16 protein-coding genes are annotated in these 17,683 nt (G+C 44.9%); 1 reads left to right on the forward strand and 15 read right to left on the reverse strand.

The features are described 5' to 3' along the window. Positions 1-81: 81 nt before the first annotated feature. The 5 genes from M3636_RS09205 to M3636_RS09225 form a co-directional block, all read right to left on the reverse strand. Positions 82-1,800 carry an ABC transporter ATP-binding protein gene (locus M3636_RS09205; protein WP_251382223.1) on the reverse strand — a complete coding sequence of 573 codons (1,719 nt, stop codon included), beginning with the start codon at positions 1,798-1,800 and terminating at the stop codon, positions 82-84. Between the two features lie 40 nt (positions 1,801-1,840). After that, positions 1,841-2,389 (reverse strand): GNAT family N-acetyltransferase, encoded by a 549-nt coding sequence (locus M3636_RS09210; protein WP_251382224.1) that lies wholly within the window; start codon positions 2,387-2,389, stop codon positions 1,841-1,843. 81 nt (positions 2,390-2,470) lie between these two features. After that, complete coding sequence (locus tag M3636_RS09215) at positions 2,471-2,758, reverse strand: hypothetical protein (protein WP_251382225.1); 288 nt, start codon at positions 2,756-2,758, stop codon at positions 2,471-2,473. Positions 2,759-2,794: 36 nt separating this feature from the next. Continuing rightward, entirely contained in the window at positions 2,795-3,928 is a 1,134-nt protein-coding gene (locus M3636_RS09220) for an NAD(P)/FAD-dependent oxidoreductase (protein WP_251382226.1), read from the reverse strand. 38 nt (positions 3,929-3,966) lie between these two features. Further along, positions 3,967-4,581, reverse strand: a complete 615-nt coding sequence (locus tag M3636_RS09225; RefSeq protein ID WP_251382512.1) for a TetR/AcrR family transcriptional regulator — start codon at positions 4,579-4,581, stop codon at positions 3,967-3,969. 277 nt (positions 4,582-4,858) lie between these two features. Between M3636_RS09225 and M3636_RS09230 the strand changes: the two genes are divergently transcribed. Further along, on the forward strand, positions 4,859-6,298 hold the full coding sequence (locus M3636_RS09230) for a DHA2 family efflux MFS transporter permease subunit (RefSeq protein WP_251382513.1): 1,440 nt from the start codon (positions 4,859-4,861) through the stop codon (positions 6,296-6,298). Between the two features lie 169 nt (positions 6,299-6,467). Here M3636_RS09230 and M3636_RS09235 read toward each other — a convergent pair whose 3' ends face one another. From M3636_RS09235 to M3636_RS09280, 10 genes are all read right to left on the reverse strand, one after another. Then, positions 6,468-7,328 carry a phosphotransferase family protein gene (locus tag M3636_RS09235; protein ID WP_128102353.1) on the reverse strand — a complete coding sequence of 287 codons (861 nt, stop codon included), beginning with the start codon at positions 7,326-7,328 and terminating at the stop codon, positions 6,468-6,470. Positions 7,329-7,350: 22 nt separating this feature from the next. Then, a complete protein-coding gene (locus M3636_RS09240; RefSeq protein ID WP_251382227.1) occupies positions 7,351-7,926 on the reverse strand; it encodes a TetR/AcrR family transcriptional regulator in 576 nt (191 codons plus the stop codon). Between the two features lie 248 nt (positions 7,927-8,174). After that, complete coding sequence (locus tag M3636_RS09245) at positions 8,175-8,636, reverse strand: hypothetical protein (protein ID WP_251382228.1); 462 nt, start codon at positions 8,634-8,636, stop codon at positions 8,175-8,177. Next, positions 8,633-10,663 carry a S9 family peptidase gene (locus M3636_RS09250; RefSeq protein ID WP_251382229.1) on the reverse strand — a complete coding sequence of 677 codons (2,031 nt, stop codon included), beginning with the start codon at positions 10,661-10,663 and terminating at the stop codon, positions 8,633-8,635. Before M3636_RS09250 ends, M3636_RS09245 begins: the two co-directional genes overlap by 4 nt. A 26-nt stretch (positions 10,664-10,689) precedes the next feature. Then, positions 10,690-11,622, reverse strand: coding sequence for an ABC transporter permease (locus tag M3636_RS09255; RefSeq protein WP_128102358.1), 933 nt, complete (start codon positions 11,620-11,622; stop codon positions 10,690-10,692). 16 nt (positions 11,623-11,638) lie between these two features. After that, entirely contained in the window at positions 11,639-12,556 is a 918-nt protein-coding gene (locus tag M3636_RS09260) for an ABC transporter permease (protein ID WP_251382230.1), read from the reverse strand. A gap of 149 nt (positions 12,557-12,705) precedes the next feature. Next, positions 12,706-14,274 (reverse strand): ABC transporter substrate-binding protein, encoded by a 1,569-nt coding sequence (locus M3636_RS09265; RefSeq protein WP_251382231.1) that lies wholly within the window; start codon positions 14,272-14,274, stop codon positions 12,706-12,708. Beyond that, positions 14,271-15,479 carry a M20 metallopeptidase family protein gene (locus M3636_RS09270; RefSeq protein ID WP_251382232.1) on the reverse strand — a complete coding sequence of 403 codons (1,209 nt, stop codon included), beginning with the start codon at positions 15,477-15,479 and terminating at the stop codon, positions 14,271-14,273. The genes M3636_RS09265 and M3636_RS09270 overlap by 4 nt, the downstream gene beginning before the upstream one ends. Then, a complete protein-coding gene (locus M3636_RS09275) occupies positions 15,479-16,225 on the reverse strand; it encodes a FadR/GntR family transcriptional regulator (protein WP_128102361.1) in 747 nt (248 codons plus the stop codon). The genes M3636_RS09270 and M3636_RS09275 overlap by 1 nt, the downstream gene beginning before the upstream one ends. Before the next feature lie 117 nt (positions 16,226-16,342). Further along, the gene (locus tag M3636_RS09280; protein ID WP_251382233.1) at positions 16,343-17,587 is read right to left on the reverse strand and encodes a trans-sulfuration enzyme family protein; all 1,245 of its coding nucleotides are present in this window, start codon (positions 17,585-17,587) and stop codon (positions 16,343-16,345) included. Between the last annotated feature and the right edge of the window lie 96 nt (positions 17,588-17,683).

A 17,683-nucleotide genomic window follows, 5' to 3' on the forward strand; every position in this document is an offset into this window, starting at 1 on the left:
GCGCGGTGTGGTCATTCGATCACATAATCATTTGTTCATTCATTCATACACTATTTATGCTCGTATCATTCTTACTCATGCTTATGAATGGCTATATTGCACTTGGTGTAATCGACTGTAAATGCCTCCGGCTGCAACAAGCTCCTGATGACTCCCTTGCTCAGCAATTCCGTCTGCGTTCACAACGATGATGCGGTCAGCATTTTGTATCGTAGTCAATCGGTGCGCAATAACAAGGGTTGTTCTACCTACGGAGAGCTCAGCTAGAGATTTCTGGATCAACGCTTCCGTTTCCGTATCTAGTGCAGAAGTTGCTTCATCCAGAATAAGAATCGGCGGATTCTTCAAGAACATACGCGCGATCGACAAACGTTGCTTCTGTCCTCCTGACAGCTTGACTCCTCGTTCACCAATGACGGTATCCATGCCATCCGGGAGACTTAGAATGAGCTCTTCCAAGGAAGCACGACGCGCAGCATCCCAGATCTGATCATCCGTTGCAGATAGATCACCGTACGCAATATTTTCCTTAATGGTACCCGAGAAAAGGAATACATCTTGCTGCACAATCCCGATCTGTCTGCGTAACGATTCCAACTTTACCTCTCGAATATCCGTTCCATCCACTGTGATTCGCCCTTCCTGTACCTCATAGAAGCGTGGAAGCAAGCTACAGATGGTTGTTTTCCCTGCTCCGGAAGGACCAACGAATGCAACGGTCTCCCCTGGTTTGACAGTAAGGCTAATATCGTTAAGTATTCGGCGGCTGTCTTCATAACCGAACGATACATGCTCGAAGCGAATATCACCACGCACATCGGTTAGTTCGACCGCATTTTTGGCATCTGCAATCTCGGGTTCCGTGTCGATGATCTCCAGGTAACGTTTGAACCCTGCAATGCCCTTCGGATAACTCTCAATAACAGCATTAATCTTCTCAATTGGGCGGAAGAAAATATTTGACAGCAATAAAAATGCCATGAATTCACCCATATCAATTTTGCCTTCAATGAAGAACCAAGCACCGCACACCATAACAAACACCGTTACCAGTCGCATCAACATATAACTTACTGAAATGCTTTTTGCCATCGTTTTGTAGGCTAACAGCTTGGTCTTACGGAAATTCTCGTTATCTACCGAAAAGAGTTTCTTCTCATGCTCTTCATTGGCAAATGATTGTACAACACGAATCCCACCAACGTTATCTTCGATGCGAGCATTAAAATTACCTACATCGCCGAATAGACGTCGATAAGTCTTCGTCATGCGTCCACCGAACACAATAATAATCCATCCCATGAACGGGATAATAATAAACGTTAATAGCGCAAGCTCCAGATTAATATAAGCCATAAGTGAGAACGAGCCGATTAGCGTCATGATTGCGATAAAAACATCTTCGGGGCCATGGTGAGCAACCTCCCCAATATCATTCAGATCGTTCGTGAGATGACCAATGAGATGACCTGTCTTACGATTATCGAAGAAACGGAAGGAAAGCTTTTGTAAATGGGCAAACATTTTGGCACGCATATTTGTTTCAATATTAATTCCTAACATATGTCCCCAATAGGTAACAACATAATTCAGAACGGTATTTAGTGCGTAGATAGCAAGTAATGCAATGGAAGCAAGTAAGATCAAGGGCCAATCCTGACCTGGTAGCAGATCATTAATAAATTTGCTCACTGCTAGCGGAAAAGCTAGTTCGAGCAGCCCCGCAACGACCGCACAACCAAAGTCGATCATAAACAGTTTCTTATACGGGCGGTAATATGAGAAAAAACGACGAATCATTCTTAGTCACTCTCCTGTCAACAATTTTATTCCATATATTTCAATCTACAGATGGCTTCAATGTAATGGCATACATAACATGCTCTTTCAACATTCCATGAACTACAATGGACTGAACCCCTGTTTGCCTAAAGCCAGCTTTCTCAAGAACCCTGATCGAGCCTATATTATCTGGTAATGCACCTGCTTCCAGGCACTCAATGCATAGTTCGTTCAACGAAAAGTCAAATAACTGCTGCAGCGCTTCGCTCATGTAGCCTTGACCGTTATGATGTTGGTCTAGGACATAACCCACAATCCATTTTTTCGCCATATTCAGCTCAATTTCGAACATTGACACCTCTCCAATGAGCTCGTCCGTGGAACGAAGGAAAATGCCAAAGGAATATCTTGTTCCATCCTCCCTTGCCTGCGTCCATTTCTCCAATAAAGATATTTGACCTTCCATTGTATAGTAAGCCTCAGTTCGTTCACTAGCCGTTATCTTTTCAAATATCTCCCGATTTCTTGTCTGTAGATTCAACATATCTCGCGCATCTGCCACACTTAAAAAACGAATGTAGATTCGCTGCCCATCATATCTCTTCATATCCAGTCACCTCTTTGTCGTCAATTTAGTTGAATGTTACAAGAAAAAGTCGCCTGATGGCGACTTTCTCAGTCGTAAGATTTAATCACCGAGTAAAGCTAATTCCTCCTCCAGCTCCGCCAGACGTTTGCCAATAGTTTCAATCACAGATTGTTGCTGGACAATCTCATCTATTAGTTGGGTTTCAAGTGTTGCGTATGCCTCTCGATCCTGTGATGCTGCGGCACGATGTTGTTCGAGTTGTTGCTTTTTCACCTCTATAACTTCTTCCGCTTCCTTCAAATGCTCTTCCGTCTGGCCGATCTGATACTCCAAATACGTTATATCAGACGAAGCAGCGGCGTGAGTGGATCGCTGTGAATACGTCATAGTACACCTCATTTCACAATATTTGAGAGATTCACATTACGATGAAATAGGCTCCACAGCATGATCGAGGCTATATGGCTCAATGTTGATGTCCAGCTCCATATCCAGTGCTAATTTGGCTAATTGACTGCCGATGAATGGCCCCATCGTTAGTCCCGATGCGCCGAGTCCATTGGCCGCGATAATGCCTGACCATCCAGGTACTTCACCAAGCACGGGGAGGAATCCCGGTGTGAACGGTCTGAAGCCAACACGGACTTCATCAAATGTGCTATCTGCAAGTCCCGGTGCCAGCTCTAGCCCCTTCTGTAAAATTTCCTGCATCCCACCTGGCGTTACCCTTGTGTCGTATCCTTCAATTTCGTTCTCGTGTGTCGCTCCAATAACAACTTTCTGTTGGTCAAATGTAAGTAAATATTGATCCGTAGGTGGCATGACAACTGGCCATTTGCCCGCATCATGATGATCCGCAACCTGTAGATGCATAATCTGCGCCTTCTGGAAGCTAACTTTAAATTCCATGCCCAATGGTCTTAATATCGATTGCGCCCATGCGCCTGCACAGACAACGACCGTATCGGCTATTAAATTTTGTCCGTTCACATGCACGCCGCTTACACGTGTTTCCTCGTACAACAGCGAAGCATCTCCTTCAATAACAACTGCGCCGTGTCTCTGTGCAGATCGAATCAATGCATCACGCAGTGCACGTCCATCAATTCGAGCAGCTCCGCTAATATAAAGAGAATGATAGCCTTGTTCGAGTAGCGGGAAGCTCGCGAGAGTCTCTGCCTCATCCATTCGAATGATATCTCCGATCTCGGGTGCGTCCACCTTTCGTTGCTCTGCCCGTTCTTCCATCTTATGAATTTTCTCTATATCCTGATGGATGCTGAGAGCGCCAACTCTTGCATAGCCCGTTTCCGTTTCCCCTTCACGTTCTAATTCTTCAATTAATCCCGGATAAAAACGGGCGCCGGCTTTGGCAAGCTGATACCAATCTTGATTACGCCGTTGGGATAACCAGGGACAGATGATACCAGCGGCGGCATCCGTTGCTTGCCCAACATCCTTTCGGTCAACGATCTGTACGTCTGCCCCTAATTTGGCCAATTGATAAGCCGTCGCTGCGCCAAGTATACCTGAACCTACTACGATAACTTTCTTCATTATTACATTCCCTTCCTAGATCACTTCACTCATTATAACTATATTAAATCCTTGTAGCTATGCGATCGAATTAGCGAGAATTGCTTGGCTAGAAAATGTGGCGAATACGGCATGTCTGAACGAAGCCACGCGACAATTGTACCGATTAATGCAGATGACCCATACCAGATCGCAATTTCCTTATGAATGCCTACATTAGCAAGCGGGCTATGGCTTTCCATTTTTTCAATTTTGGCGGTAACCAGTTTGCTTAACAATTTCAATAACCCTTCGGTAAATATCGGTGTTCGCTTGGAAGCAAGCACCACTTTATAAAATTTGGAATTGTCAGCAAAATGCTCAAGCAATTTGACAAGCACCGGCCAGGGTTCATCCTCATTGGCTTCATTCTCAAATAAAGCACCATGCTCTTGAACAATCCCTTCAATCTGTTCAATCATCTCGTCGGCCATCTTCTCCATCATATCTGTAATATCACGGTAATGCAGATAAAAGGTTACCCGGTTAATGGTTGCTCGTTCGGCTATCCGATTAACGGATAACTTCTCAATATCCATCTCTTGCAGCAAATCAACAAAGGCATCACGAATGAGCTGTCTCGTTCTCAGAATACGAGGATCTGTAGGCGTAGACGACTTTTTGTCTTGTCTCATCATTATCATCTCCTTCAATTTTTTAACATTACAATTTTAAATAATGAGTCGTTTATGTTCGAAATACACAACATATATGGGAATTATGTAAAATAAGCAACGGTTATGCCCCAAATCGTAAATTGTAATCTGTGTGAATATGTATATAATTCAATAAATACAATGTAAACTATACAACACATTGTAAATTTAGTCGATGTGCTGATTGAAAGGATTGAATAGTTTGAGTCAGATTAGAGAAAAAGATGGCGTGCGAAAGGGCCCTATACTGTTCGTAATGATTCTGGGAGCATTTCTTGCTACCTTGAATCAGACAGTCATGAGTGTAGCTGTACCTGAGCTGATGGGTGATTTTAATATCACTGCTGCTACAGCTCAATGGTTAACAACAGGTTATATGTTGGTGAATGGTGTACTCATCCCAATTACAGCCTACTTTATGCAGCGATTTTCCACGAGGCAGTTATTCCAAGCATCCATGCTTATATTCCTGTTAGGTACTATTGTATCGGCTATTGCGACTAACTTTGGTACATTGTTAACTGGACGGATGATACAAGCTGCAGGTGCCGGTATTATTATGCCACTGTTGATGAATGTTATCTTAACACTATTCCCACCTGATAAACGAGGCGCGGCGATGGGAATGGTCGGGTTCGCAATTATATTTGCTCCAGCAATTGGCCCTACGCTCGCTGGTTATATTCTAGAGAACTATACATGGGAAACGATGTTCTATGGCATGATCCCATTGACTTTAATTGTTATTGTCTGTGGATTCATATACCTCAAGAATGTATCAGAACGAGTCGAAACTAAGCTCGATATGCTCAGTGTTATTTTATCCACAATTGGATTCGGTGCATTGCTGTATGGATTCAGCCGAGCAGGAAGTGCAGGTTGGTCCAGCGTAGAAGTTATTACTTTCATCATCGTAGGCATTATTTCACTTGCTCTCTTCACATGGAGACAGCTCAGCTCGGCAGCTCCACTGCTTGATCTTCGCGCATTTAAATATAATATGTTCTCGCTAACCACGATCATCAGTATCGCAATTACAATGGTCATGTACGCGGACATGATGCTGCTTCCGCTCTATCTGCAAAATGCGCGTGGGTACACTGCACTGGAGTCTGGATTGCTGTTACTTCCCGGAGCGCTTGTAATGGGTTTCCTCATGCCAGTAACGGGTAAATTGTTCGACCGCTTTGGTGCTAAATGGCTGGCAATCATCGGTATGATCATAACCATCGTAACTACGATTGGATTTATTGATTTGTCGGATTCAACAAGCTACACTTACTTGTTATTGATGTCCACTGGACGCCGGATTGGAATGGCGTTGCTGCTCATGCCGATTCAAACCGCTGGTTTGAATCAACTGCCTGCCAAACTTGGGGCACATGGTACAGCGATCTCCAACACCGTAAGACAGGTAGCCGGTGCTGTTGGTACATCCGTGCTCATAAGTGTCATGACAAGCCGCACTGCAACTCATCTGCAAGATACGATAGCTACAGGTGCAGCACAAGGTGTGACTCAGCAACAGTTAATGACACAATCCATGATTCAAGGGATCAATGACGCATATGTAGTCATTATTGGTATCTCTGTCATCGGACTGTTATTATCCTTCTTCATCAAACGAACCAAACCGGCTACAGAAGAAGAAACTCAACGTGCCGTAGGTAAGAAAGTTTCTGTGAATCCTAACTAATTGATATTTAGGTGATTGTTTCACATCCATGCATCTATGATAACCACAACATTAATAGTAATCACATAGAAAAAGCGACGGGAAGAATGTCATATGCATTCACCTGTCGCTTCTTTTCTTTTTTCATCTAATTTACGTAGCAGGAGTCCTGATCACTGGCGTGCACCTATTATAAAGGAGTGGAATGAAGTCTTCTTCTGATCTCTTGCACAAGCAGACCCTTCTCTTCTTCCGATATACCGTCAGCAGCCAGCTTCCGAGCAGCAACCACTACGAACCATGGCTCAATGTCCGTGTCACGAATACCTGACAACTTTCCATAATGCTCGATAAACATACGAATGCTCTCTTCACGTGTTGCTTCTAACGCTTCTTGAGCTTGTTGCGGGACATTGACAGGCAAAATGGCATACTGAATCATGAGGATATACTCGGCTAGATCAGCTTCAGGATTCCCAACAGAAGCATTGTTCCAATCGATCATAATCGCATCGTTCTCACGAAGAATGATGTTCCCGGGATTCGGGTCTCCATGACATAGCTGTTGTTTGGTCGGAATTTGATCCATAAGCTCAATAACTCGCGCCTTCTCAGCTTCAGACAAATATTGTGCTCGCTGAATATCATGCTTGATATTGTCTCTTTGACTGGGCATGTTCGGTACAGCATGTGAATGTATCTGATATAACATTTGTGCCGTTACTCTGGCGTGAAGATAGTCCTCTGAAACATGAAGCAATTGTTTATGTCTTGCACGCTCCTGCGTGGTGTCAACGAATCTCTTCATAATTGAGTCACCGTACACACGTTCAAATACAATTCCCCATCTCTCCTCAACTTCTTGCATATCAAACGGCTGAGGGACAGCCAAACCACATGCCCAAGCAATGTAACTATGATGTAATTCTGCCTGTAATGCTTCAATAATCGTGTTAGGTTTAGCCAATTTGATGATTTTGCTCTCACCTTCCCAAGCATACACCTCTGCACAACCGCCTTCACCAAGCTTAACACCGAGTTTTGAGTTCATAGCGCGCGCTCCTTTACCCGAATTAACGCATAAGTCCTTCTTTTACACTTAACAGTTTATACATCTCTTCCAACATCCTCGTTGCTTCGTCAAGATCTAGCTCAGAAATGTTCGTATTAATCATGGTACTAATGCCTAACCAATAAGTCATAATTTTGAGGTACATTGAACGTGCTCGGGTCTCTTCAATCACTTGCAAGCGATCATCAATCTGAAGAAAGGCAACATATATTTCCTCATTCAGTCGATCTGTATGGTTACTCAAGTAAACCGCACGGTAATCGGACAGGTACAAAGCTCTGAACAAATGCTTCTCTTGGTGTGAGAATATTAAGCACCCGAGGATCAAATTCATGGCGGGACTATTCTGTTCATTCTTGTATGTTTTCATCGTACCAATTGCAAAGTTTATTGCTCGGTCGAACAGTTCTTCTTTTAACTCATCCATATTGCCGTATGCACTATAAATCGGTTGTGTGGAACAATGCAGCCTACGTGCAATATTTCTAGCTGTCAAAACATCAAGTCCCTGCTCACGCACCATCTCGAATGCAGCATCCAGCACCTTATCCTTGGTAATCTCAACCTTTGGTGGCATAGTAGCAACTCAACTCCGATCTTGTTTGTGTTGTATAATATTCGTTGAATAACACTTGTTATATTACGTATGTTATATGGATTTTATTGGAATGTCAATCTTCAAAATTAGATTGTATGAAATTTAAAATATTGTGTGATCATCTACATGTAAGAGATAGCAGCACCCGTTCGTTAGAGCACATGAATAGTAAATTAAGTTTTTTACAACAACAAAAAAAAAGAGCCGCGATATCGTGGCTCTGAACATTACTGATATTTTAATTGAATACTTACCATAATTGGTGAAGTAGGTTCCTCTGATTGCTCGTTATTCTCTTCGAGAACAACATCCCATTGTCGGCTGATCATTGAACGAAGTAATTCAAGTTCTTGTTTATCAAGTTGAACCTGATGTAATGACAGATTCTCCTGAACATAATCTCGTTCTACCTTTTGATCAAAGCGAAAATCTAGCAGCCTCTTCAGCCCGTTAATATGCAAAAACTTGAATTCATATCCTATGCGGATCGCCGCCTCCCAATCTTCTCCGACTTCAGCAGCCGTCTGTAATCTCTCATCCAAATTCATTGTCGGTTCCTTCATTTTTGGCAGTAACTGTGCGTAATCTCTCTGCCGTAAGCATTGGATGATATCATCAGGGGATTCACCGCTTGTGAGTACATTTTCAACTAATAGTCCCACTGGAATAGAGAGCTGTATTGAACTCATGCTTCTTCCCCTGCCTCTTGTAGATATTGATTAAACCAGCGATTCACCTGTTCGAAGCTGTCTACACGAAGTGAAGGTTTACCTATTTTCAGTAGAGAGTGGTTGGAACCTGGATATCGGATCAGCTTGGTCGTTTTGTCATACCGCTTGAGCGTTGTATAGAGTTCTTCGGCTTGTGCGATCGGTGTTCGATAGTCCTGCTCTCCGTGCATAATCAATAGAGGTGTCTCGATCTGATGTGCATATGCAAGTGGTGAGCGTGACCACAACCATTCTGCGTGTTGTGCCGGATTGCCTCCAATCACACCTTCGACATAGGAAATGCCAATATCACTTGTTCCATACATGGACAACCAATTAGAGATGCAACGCTGAGTTACGGCTGCCTTGAATCGATGGTTATGAGCGACAATCCAGTTCGTCATGACGCCACCGTAGCTACCGCCACCCACGCCAAGCCGCGATTCATCCAATTCGTCATACGTCGCGAGTGCATAATCAACAGCTTCCATAAGGTCACAGTAATCCCCACCGGCAAAATCACCACGGCAAGCTCTAGCGAACGCCTGACCATATCCCATACTTCCACGCGGATTCACCCACAACACCGCATATCCTTGTGCCGCTAGCGATTGTATCTCATGACTGAATGTACCCGTGTACATCGTATGAGGTCCACCATGAATCTGTAGAATCATTGGTAATTTCGTTGGCACATTTGAATCACGCTTCTCTGGTCGGATGATCCAGCCCTGAATCGGCCATCCATCTGACGAGGTAAACTCAATACGTTCTGGACGTTGTACTTCTAATTCGTACATCATCTCATCGTTGCGATAGGTAAGTCTGAACGTTTGCCCATCGTCATCTATGGACACACAATACAACTCGCCAGGACGATCTTCAGTCAACGCAGCATAAATGAGTGTCTTCCCGTCGGGCGACAACGTATATTGATAAACATCCTTTTCGCCTGCTCCAGTTATGGATTGGCACTCTCCATCTCCACTGATGCGATATACGTTAACACTGCCACTATCTGTACCTAGGACATACATCGCGTTACCGACAGTGTCATTCTGTTCAAAAAGTGGTGCCGGAGAAGCAGCAGCTGACTTCATATCTCCTAATGCCGCGTTGCCAAATTGTACATCAAGCTGTAAAGAGATCGACTTCACAGCACCTCCACTGGCTGACACCTCGTATAACCTATTGTGGCTACCACTGCCGTATTCACGGTCACTTGCGATCAATACAAGCCGCTGCCCATCAGGTGTATATGAAAATTGGCTGATCAATAGATCAGATGTGGTCACTTTATAGGGAACACGATCTGCAATCCGAATTGTAAATACATCGGTAAAATACAATAGATCCGGATCGAGGTCGCTATCGTCTACCTGTTTGGACATATAAGACAACGACTGACTATCCGGAGACCAGACAGGTGAAGACACACTCCACTCTCCAGATGTAAGTTGTGTTACTGTACCTGAAGCAAGCTCATAGATAAATAAATGACTATAAAGCCCGTCCCACCAACCCGAACCTTCCGCCTTTGGTGTTGTCCGTTCAAATACACGTCCTCGTATAGGAGCCGGTTCACCTTTATTTTCCCCAGCCGATTCTTCTTGATTACGAAGCGCTTTGCTTGTAAAAGCAATGAAACGTCCATCAGGAGACCAGACATAACCCAATATTTTGTGATCAGCGGAGAGCAGCGCAGCGGGTTGTTCATCACCTGGTATAAGAACCCACAGCCCTTTACCGCCGCCGTCGCCAGCACGAAGAAATGCAAGCTTCGTACCGTCTGGCGACCAAGAGGGAGCCGAGTCTTTGACACCGTCTGTGAGCGCAACGTCTTGGCTGCCATCTAACCCAATTCCTCGAATTTGGGTGTTATATTCATTTTTCAACCGATCAATGGTTTGTTCCACATAAGCTACCTGCCCACTCTGATTGACAACTGGCTGACTAATCCAGCGATAACGATATAAATCCTCAGGAATAATAGGTCGTTGATTCATCTCGGGTGTCTCCTCCTCAAGCCATTTTATTTTTGTGTAGTATCTGTACGTGGATCAAGAACGTCACGCAGCCAATCCCCTAAGAAAATGACACCAAGTACGGTAAACGTAATGGCAAGACCAGGAAACGTAGCTACCCACCAGCTTGTCGCCACATACTGTCTACCATCACTTAACATTCCGCCCCACGATACATCGGGTGGCTTAATGCCAAGACCAAGGAAACTGAGTGAAGCTTCCATAATAATCGTTGTTCCGACATTCATACCCGAGATAACAATAAAGGAAGATAAAATGTTGGGTACAATGTGTCTAATGATTAAACGTGCGTTCTTCGCACCAATAGATCTCGCAGCTTGAACATAATCGCGCTCCTTGATACTGAGAACCTCACTCCGAACAACGCGTGTATAAGATACCCAGTTCGTTACCCCGATTACGAAAATCAACGTTGTGATCCCTGGCCCTACAATCGCCATAACGACAAGCATAAATAGAATCGTCGGGATCGCCATGAAAGCATCTCCCACCCGCATGATGATGGCATCGATCCATTTACCGTAGAATCCGGATAGTAGCCCTAAAATTGCACCAATAATTCCCGATACAATGACTGCCCCCATACCTACAATTAACGAGACTCTTGCACCATACACGATACGACTCCACATGTCCCTGCCCAGATTGTCAGTACCTAGCCAATATTCAGAGCTTCCTCCCTCTAACCACGCAGGTGGTTTGAGACGATTCAGCGGATTAACCGCAGCAGGATCATGGCTTGCGAGCAGAGGTGCACATATGGCTGTCAATACAACCAGCAAGACGAGCACTGCTCCAAACATCCCTGTTTTACTAATGATCAGTTGTTTCCAGATGTAGCGAAATCCTGTTGGAGTTCTTAGACCAGGCTCACGCTCCGGCTCTGAACCCGGAACTTGCAATTCATTGCTTCCTGTCATCAGGTTGCACCTCCCTCTAGTCGTATTTGATTCGCGGATCAAGCAGTCGGTAGACTACATCCGTCAAGATATTGGTAATGACCACAATGAACGCAATCACAAATACCGCCGCTTGGACAATCGCCATATCATGTGTATTCACAGCAACCACTAACAACTGACCAAGTCCTGGCCAGGAGAATACCGTTTCTGTAATCAAGGTGCCACCAATCAAACTCGTAAATTGCAAACTCATGATCGTCACCACAGGAATTAATCCGTTGCGGAATGCGTGCTTTCCAATGACAACCATACGACCAAGTCCCTTACTTCGAGCGGTACGAATATAGTCTTGGCTCAAAATATCCAACATGCTGGATCGAATCAGACGTGTCATCTGAGCCGCTAAACCGACACCTAACGTAAATGCAGGCAGTATTAAATGGGATAATCCACCTCGACCAGATACGGGCAGCACTCCCCACATGACGGAGAAGAGTAGAATAAGCATGATGCCCATCCAGAAGTTCGGCATGGCTTTACCTATAACCGAGATACCTGAAATGATCAGATCCGTGAACGTGTTCCGTTTGACTGCTGAAGCCACACCTAATGGAATCGCCATAATTACTGCAAAAAACATTGCGGCTACAGCGAGTTCAAAACTGGCAGGTAAACGCTCTAAGACAAGCTGTAATGCCGGCTCATTGTAACGAAAAGACTGACCAAAGTCTCCCTGCAATGCGCTGCCTAAGAATTTGATGTACTGAGTGAATAAAGGCTGATCAAGGCCAAGCGCTTGTGTCAGCACAGCCCGATCCTCAGCAGTGGCTGTCTCTGGAAGCATTAGTGCAACAGGATCTCCGGTTACCCTGACCAAGATGAATACGATCAGTGAAACAATGAATAACACCGGAATAACTTGAAGTAAAGATTTAAGTACATACTTCCCCATTCTTCGTTCACCTCCATAACCATTAATCATAGCCACAACTTCACTTACAAAATCGTACTTTAGCGTTAATAAAAGAACGGCAGGAACATGGTATCCAGTCCCTGCCGTTCACGGCTTATCCTTGCGATGACAGACTGTTCTGTCCGATGTTATTTTGCAGTAGGAGTGATCTCGTCAGCATAGAACATTTCGTCACTACGAGGCGCAAAATTCACGTTTGCATTCGTTCCGTAGACACCTTCCATCTGGTAGAGGTATACCGCCGGACGTTCTTCTGCAAAAATTTGCTGTACTTGTTGATACTCTTTCTCACGAGCCTCTGGATCCATATTCACCAATGCGGATTGAAGCAACTTCTCAACTTCCGGATTGTTGTAATCCGATTCGCCCTTAGCTTCTTCTGCCATGTAACGGTTGTAGTTATTTGAAGCGTCAAATAGAGAGTTACCGATACCAATCATGAAGATTTCTTTGAATGACTTGGAGCTATAACGTTCGCTGAACGCACTTGGCTCAAGTACATCAAGGTTAATTTTGAATCCAGCCTGTTCGAGCATTGCAGATACAACCTCAGCCTGTTCCTTGTATTGGGAGGACACTGAGATGGTCATTTCTGCTTCACCTTCAGCGTAACCTGCATCGCTTAACAACTGCTTCGCCTTTTCTAGGTCATAGAGCGAAGTTTTGTAAAGTGAAGGATCAGCACCGAAGTTACCTGGAGTGACGGATGTGCGCGTTACAATCCCTGCGCCTCCAGCAATACTGTCTACAATGCCTTGTTTATCAATCGCAAGATCAATGGCTTCACGAACCTTAGGATCAGCCGTGATGCTGCCTTCCGTTTGACGGAAGATCAACTGAAGTACACGTTGGATGGGTGCCTTCACGATTTTTTTGTCTGCTTCACCTTCAATACGAGCGATATCTGTAGATGGGATCGATGCAGCAACATCGACTCCGCCTGCAAGCAATTCAGATACACGTGTGGACGCTTCTGGAATTACGCGGAACACAACTTCATTCCATTTTGGCTCTCCATCAAAGTAATTCTCATTTTTCACGAGTTCAACACGATCATCTTTGTTCCATTTGCTGAACTTGTAAGGCCCTGTTCCTACCGGTTGCTTCAAGAATGCATCGATTCCGTTTTCTTCAATGTATTTAGCTGGGAGAATACCTGCGCCCATCTTGGACAGACGGTTCAAGAGCAACGGATCTGGTCCGTCAGTAATGATATCAGCAGTGTGTTCGTCCACTACCTTCACTTCAACGATGTTTTTGAAATAACTATTTTGCTTCAATGCGCTATCTTTCGCTACACGCTCCAGCGTGTATTTTACATCGTCTGCTGTGAATGGATCTCCGTTATGGAAAGTAACGCCTTCACGCAGATTGAATCTCCACGTTGTATCATTGACTTGCTCCCAAGAAGTAGCAAGCCCAGGAACTTTTTTCTGCTCACTGTCGTTCTTGATCAAGTAATCGAACACGTTAACCAATACAGCTTCACTTGACGTGTTGTTGTTATTGTGTGGATCAAAGCTTTCAATATCGGTCGCTGCCGCAATCGTAAGCGTTGTGCTTGGTGCAGTGTCACCGCTTGCTTCACTTGATGTGGAATTCGTACCGGAATCCGTTGCTTTACTGCCGCAAGCGCTGAGCACCAATACTACAGCCAGTAGTGTAATCAACATGCTTGTCCATTGTCGTTTTCTCATTTTGCACGCTCCCCCTGAGTTGTGTTCTTATTCAAAAATTCTAAAGCAATTGTTGAAAGCATGGCTACACCATACGGCATCACGTTCTCATCCAGGTCGAACATCGGATGATGGAGTGCATAACGAGTTCGCTCTTCTTCATTCCCTGAACCTAGTCGGAAAAACACACCCGGAATTTGTTCACAGTAGAATGCAAAATCCTCGCCACCTGTGGAAGGTGGAATGCTGCTCCAGCCTTTGGCCCAATCGAGTCCGTCAACCGTTTCCCCAAGGAAATCCACCATACCCAAATCGTTAACTACAACCGGATAACCATCTCCATAAATGACTTCATGACCTGCTCCAAACGAGCTGCATACACCGCTGACCACTTGTTCGATCAGTGCAGGCATTCGCTCACGCACTGCCGGAGAAAGTGTTCTCACCGTTCCGATCATTTCAACCTCATCTGCAATGGCTGTTCCCATATAACCACCTGTAATTTTGCCAATGGTTACCACGACAGGTTCTAGCGGATCAACCATACGACTCGCGAGATTCTGCAAGGCTGTGATCACTTGAGCGGATACGGCAATCGCGTCGATACCTTCATGTGGTCTAGCAGCATGTCCGCCTTTACCAAGTACACGAATGACCAAACGGTCCGCCGAAGCAAATGCAACTCCTCTGCTCACACCAACCGTTCCAGTATCCTGACCTGGAGTCACATGAAGTCCTGCGATTGCATCAACCTTCGGATTCTCCAGCACACCATCCTGAATCATCGCGCGTGCGCCAGCAAGTCCCTCTTCAGCAGGCTGAAAGACAAATTTGATGTTGCCCGATTTGGGACGACCAAGCCCGGTCAGTAACTCAGCCGCTCCCATCAGAATCGTTGTATGGGCATCATGACCACACAAATGAGCTTTGCCTTCGATCTGTGAGCTGTACTCTACTTTTTTCTGATCCTGAATCGGTAATGCATCCATATCCGCTCGAAGTGCAAAGGTTGGTCCATCAGTCTCCCCCCGTAGCAGACCAACTACTCCGGTCTTCCCTACATGGCGCGTCACTTCAAGTCCTAGACTCTCTAAGTGCGTAGCTACGATCTCCGATGTGCGATGCTCCTCGTAACCAATCTCCGGATGGCGATGAAAATCTCTCCGCCAATCTACCAAACGAGGCCGAAGTTCTTGTGCAAGCTGATATAAATCGGTATGTTGCATTATTGCTCATTCCCTTCTTGTTGTTCCGGTGAAACCAGCCGAGAGTAAATAGCATCCGCAGAGAAAGCAATATGCTTTTTCATCGTATCGCGTGATCTAGCAGGATCATGGGCTTTCAAAGCCTCCAAAATCTCTGTATGTACACCCTGATTAAGAGAGCGAACTTGTTCGTTGTAGGGCATGAGATCCAGTGCTGGATTGATCTTGGTTCGAATCTGTCTTACCGCTGACTCCAGGTAAGGGTTCCCCGATGCTTTTGCGATGGTCAGATGGAACTTAACGTCAAGTGCCCGGAACCATTCTCGCGAGCAATCCGGTTGCACGCTCTGCTCAATATAGCTTTCAAGCAACTGCAGCTCGCCTGCGGTGATCCGCTCAGCAGCCAGAAAAGCACCCTCTGGCTCAACAATCGTGCGATATTCGAACACATGTAACATTTGATCCCAGTCCCGCATAATCTCTTCCTTGGTTCGCTTATGTGCATTAGCCGTAATTGGAAGGATGAACGTACCTCCCTTGGCTCCCACACGCTTCTCGATTAAGCCTTTGGCTTCCAGAGCAGACAGCGCTTCACGTACTGTAATTCGGCTGGCATTGAAAATTTCAGCTAACTCTCTTTCGGAAGGGAGCTGATCCTCACTCAACATTTCCTTGAGTATTATGGCTTCCTCCAACTGCTCCCTAATAAATTCACTAACCTTTATTGCGGAAACTTTCTCAAATTGGAAAGTCTGTTGGTTAAGCATATTCACCCTCCGATTGATCTATTGTCTAAACCTTATACCATTAAACTTATACTCTTAATATAATTCCGAGTAAACAGATATGCAATCATTTTTTTCAAAATTCACCACATATATTTCTTAATCGACAATTCCGTTCACGTATTCGTTCACTTTTGGCGACTCCATCTGTTCTATCTGCCCTCCAATGACAGCTAGAGCCTGTTGAAGATCAGCGATGATATCCTGAACGTCCTCCAGTCCAATAGACAAGCGGATTAAACCATCCGTAATTCCAAACTGCAGTCTTTCCTCTGGGGGAATGGAGAAATGTGTCATCGTTGCAGGGTGCTGCACCAATGTCTCAGGATCACCAAGGCTGAAGGAAATTAAAATGAGCTTCAGTTGATTCATAAATGCCTTTGCCGCCTCAAGCCCTCCCATGACCTCAAACGAAACAACCCCACCCATGTCATCCATCTGTTGCTTCGCCAATTCATGCTGAGGATGAGACGTGAGCCCTGGATAATGCAAGGCTTGAACATGCGGATGTGCAGCTAGAAATTCTGCAATCTTACGTGCATTCTCGCAATGCGCACGTACCCGAAGACCAAGCGTTTTCAATCCTCTTAGAATGAGAAATGATTCCCATGCGTTTAAATTTTGACCGAGGTCACCCGCTATTCTTTTACGGATAAATTCAATAACTTTGCTGGAAGCGACGACAACACCTGCGACGACATCTCCATGACCGTTCAGATACTTGGTTGCACTATGCACAACAACATCAGCCCCAAGTTCAAGCGGACGCTGAAGATATGGTGTCATAAATGTATTATCCACAATGAGTGGAATGCCTCGGGAATTAGCAATCTTGGCAATCTGCTTCAAATCCAGAATCGTTAACAGCGGATTAGATGGTGTCTCTACATAAATGGCCTTGGTATTCTCTCGAATGGACAGCTCCAAAGCCTCAAGGTTTGTACAATCCACGAAGTCGTGGCTTATACCAAAACGCACCCCCATCTGGGTGACAAAATTATATGTGCCTCCGTAAATATCTTTCGTTACAACGACATGATCACCATGTTGCAAAAAAGCCAACAGTGCTGAAGAGATCGCCGCCATCCCACTGCTTAGAGCAATCGCGTCCTCTCCACTTTCCAACTCCGCAATCTTTAGCTCCAACGTGCGGGTGGTAGGATTACCGTATCTTCCATAGAACGTACCTTCCATTTGTCCTGATACAACGGCTGCAGCAGCATCCGCATTCGGAAAAGCATAAGCAACAGCAGGTACGATTGGTTGAGAGACAGCCCCTGTACACTCATCCGGTTGATGACCCACATGAACCACTTTCGTATCAAACTTCCACGAATCCTTCATGTTTTCTCTCCATTCTGTTATAACGTCGCAGTATGAATTAAACCTATAAGGTATAAACCTTAAACCATTTATTTGTTTCAATATATACTTCGCCGT

Origin of the sequence: Paenibacillus sp. MER 99-2 (assembly GCF_023714095.1) — a bacterium.
GTDB lineage: Bacteria > Bacillota > Bacilli > Paenibacillales > Paenibacillaceae > Paenibacillus.

Coding starts and splice junctions, on each gene's coding strand:
- M3636_RS09205 (WP_251382223.1), bottom strand. CDS start 1,800: ATGATTCGTCGTTTTTTCTCATATTACCGCCCGTATAAGAAACTGTTT.
- M3636_RS09210 (WP_251382224.1), bottom strand. CDS start 2,389: ATGAAGAGATATGATGGGCAGCGAATCTACATTCGTTTTTTAAGTGTG.
- M3636_RS09215 (WP_251382225.1), bottom strand. CDS start 2,758: ATGACGTATTCACAGCGATCCACTCACGCCGCTGCTTCGTCTGATATA.
- M3636_RS09220 (WP_251382226.1), bottom strand. CDS start 3,928: ATGAAGAAAGTTATCGTAGTAGGTTCAGGTATACTTGGCGCAGCGACG.
- M3636_RS09225 (WP_251382512.1), bottom strand. CDS start 4,581: ATGAGACAAGACAAAAAGTCGTCTACGCCTACAGATCCTCGTATTCTG.
- M3636_RS09230 (WP_251382513.1), top strand. CDS start 4,859: ATGATTCTGGGAGCATTTCTTGCTACCTTGAATCAGACAGTCATGAGT.
- M3636_RS09235 (WP_128102353.1), bottom strand. CDS start 7,328: ATGAACTCAAAACTCGGTGTTAAGCTTGGTGAAGGCGGTTGTGCAGAG.
- M3636_RS09240 (WP_251382227.1), bottom strand. CDS start 7,926: ATGCCACCAAAGGTTGAGATTACCAAGGATAAGGTGCTGGATGCTGCA.
- M3636_RS09245 (WP_251382228.1), bottom strand. CDS start 8,636: ATGAGTTCAATACAGCTCTCTATTCCAGTGGGACTATTAGTTGAAAAT.
- M3636_RS09250 (WP_251382229.1), bottom strand. CDS start 10,663: ATGAATCAACGACCTATTATTCCTGAGGATTTATATCGTTATCGCTGG.
- M3636_RS09255 (WP_128102358.1), bottom strand. CDS start 11,622: ATGACAGGAAGCAATGAATTGCAAGTTCCGGGTTCAGAGCCGGAGCGT.
- M3636_RS09260 (WP_251382230.1), bottom strand. CDS start 12,556: ATGGGGAAGTATGTACTTAAATCTTTACTTCAAGTTATTCCGGTGTTA.
- M3636_RS09265 (WP_251382231.1), bottom strand. CDS start 14,274: ATGAGAAAACGACAATGGACAAGCATGTTGATTACACTACTGGCTGTA.
- M3636_RS09270 (WP_251382232.1), bottom strand. CDS start 15,479: ATGCAACATACCGATTTATATCAGCTTGCACAAGAACTTCGGCCTCGT.
- M3636_RS09275 (WP_128102361.1), bottom strand. CDS start 16,225: ATGCTTAACCAACAGACTTTCCAATTTGAGAAAGTTTCCGCAATAAAG.
- M3636_RS09280 (WP_251382233.1), bottom strand. CDS start 17,587: ATGAAGGATTCGTGGAAGTTTGATACGAAAGTGGTTCATGTGGGTCAT.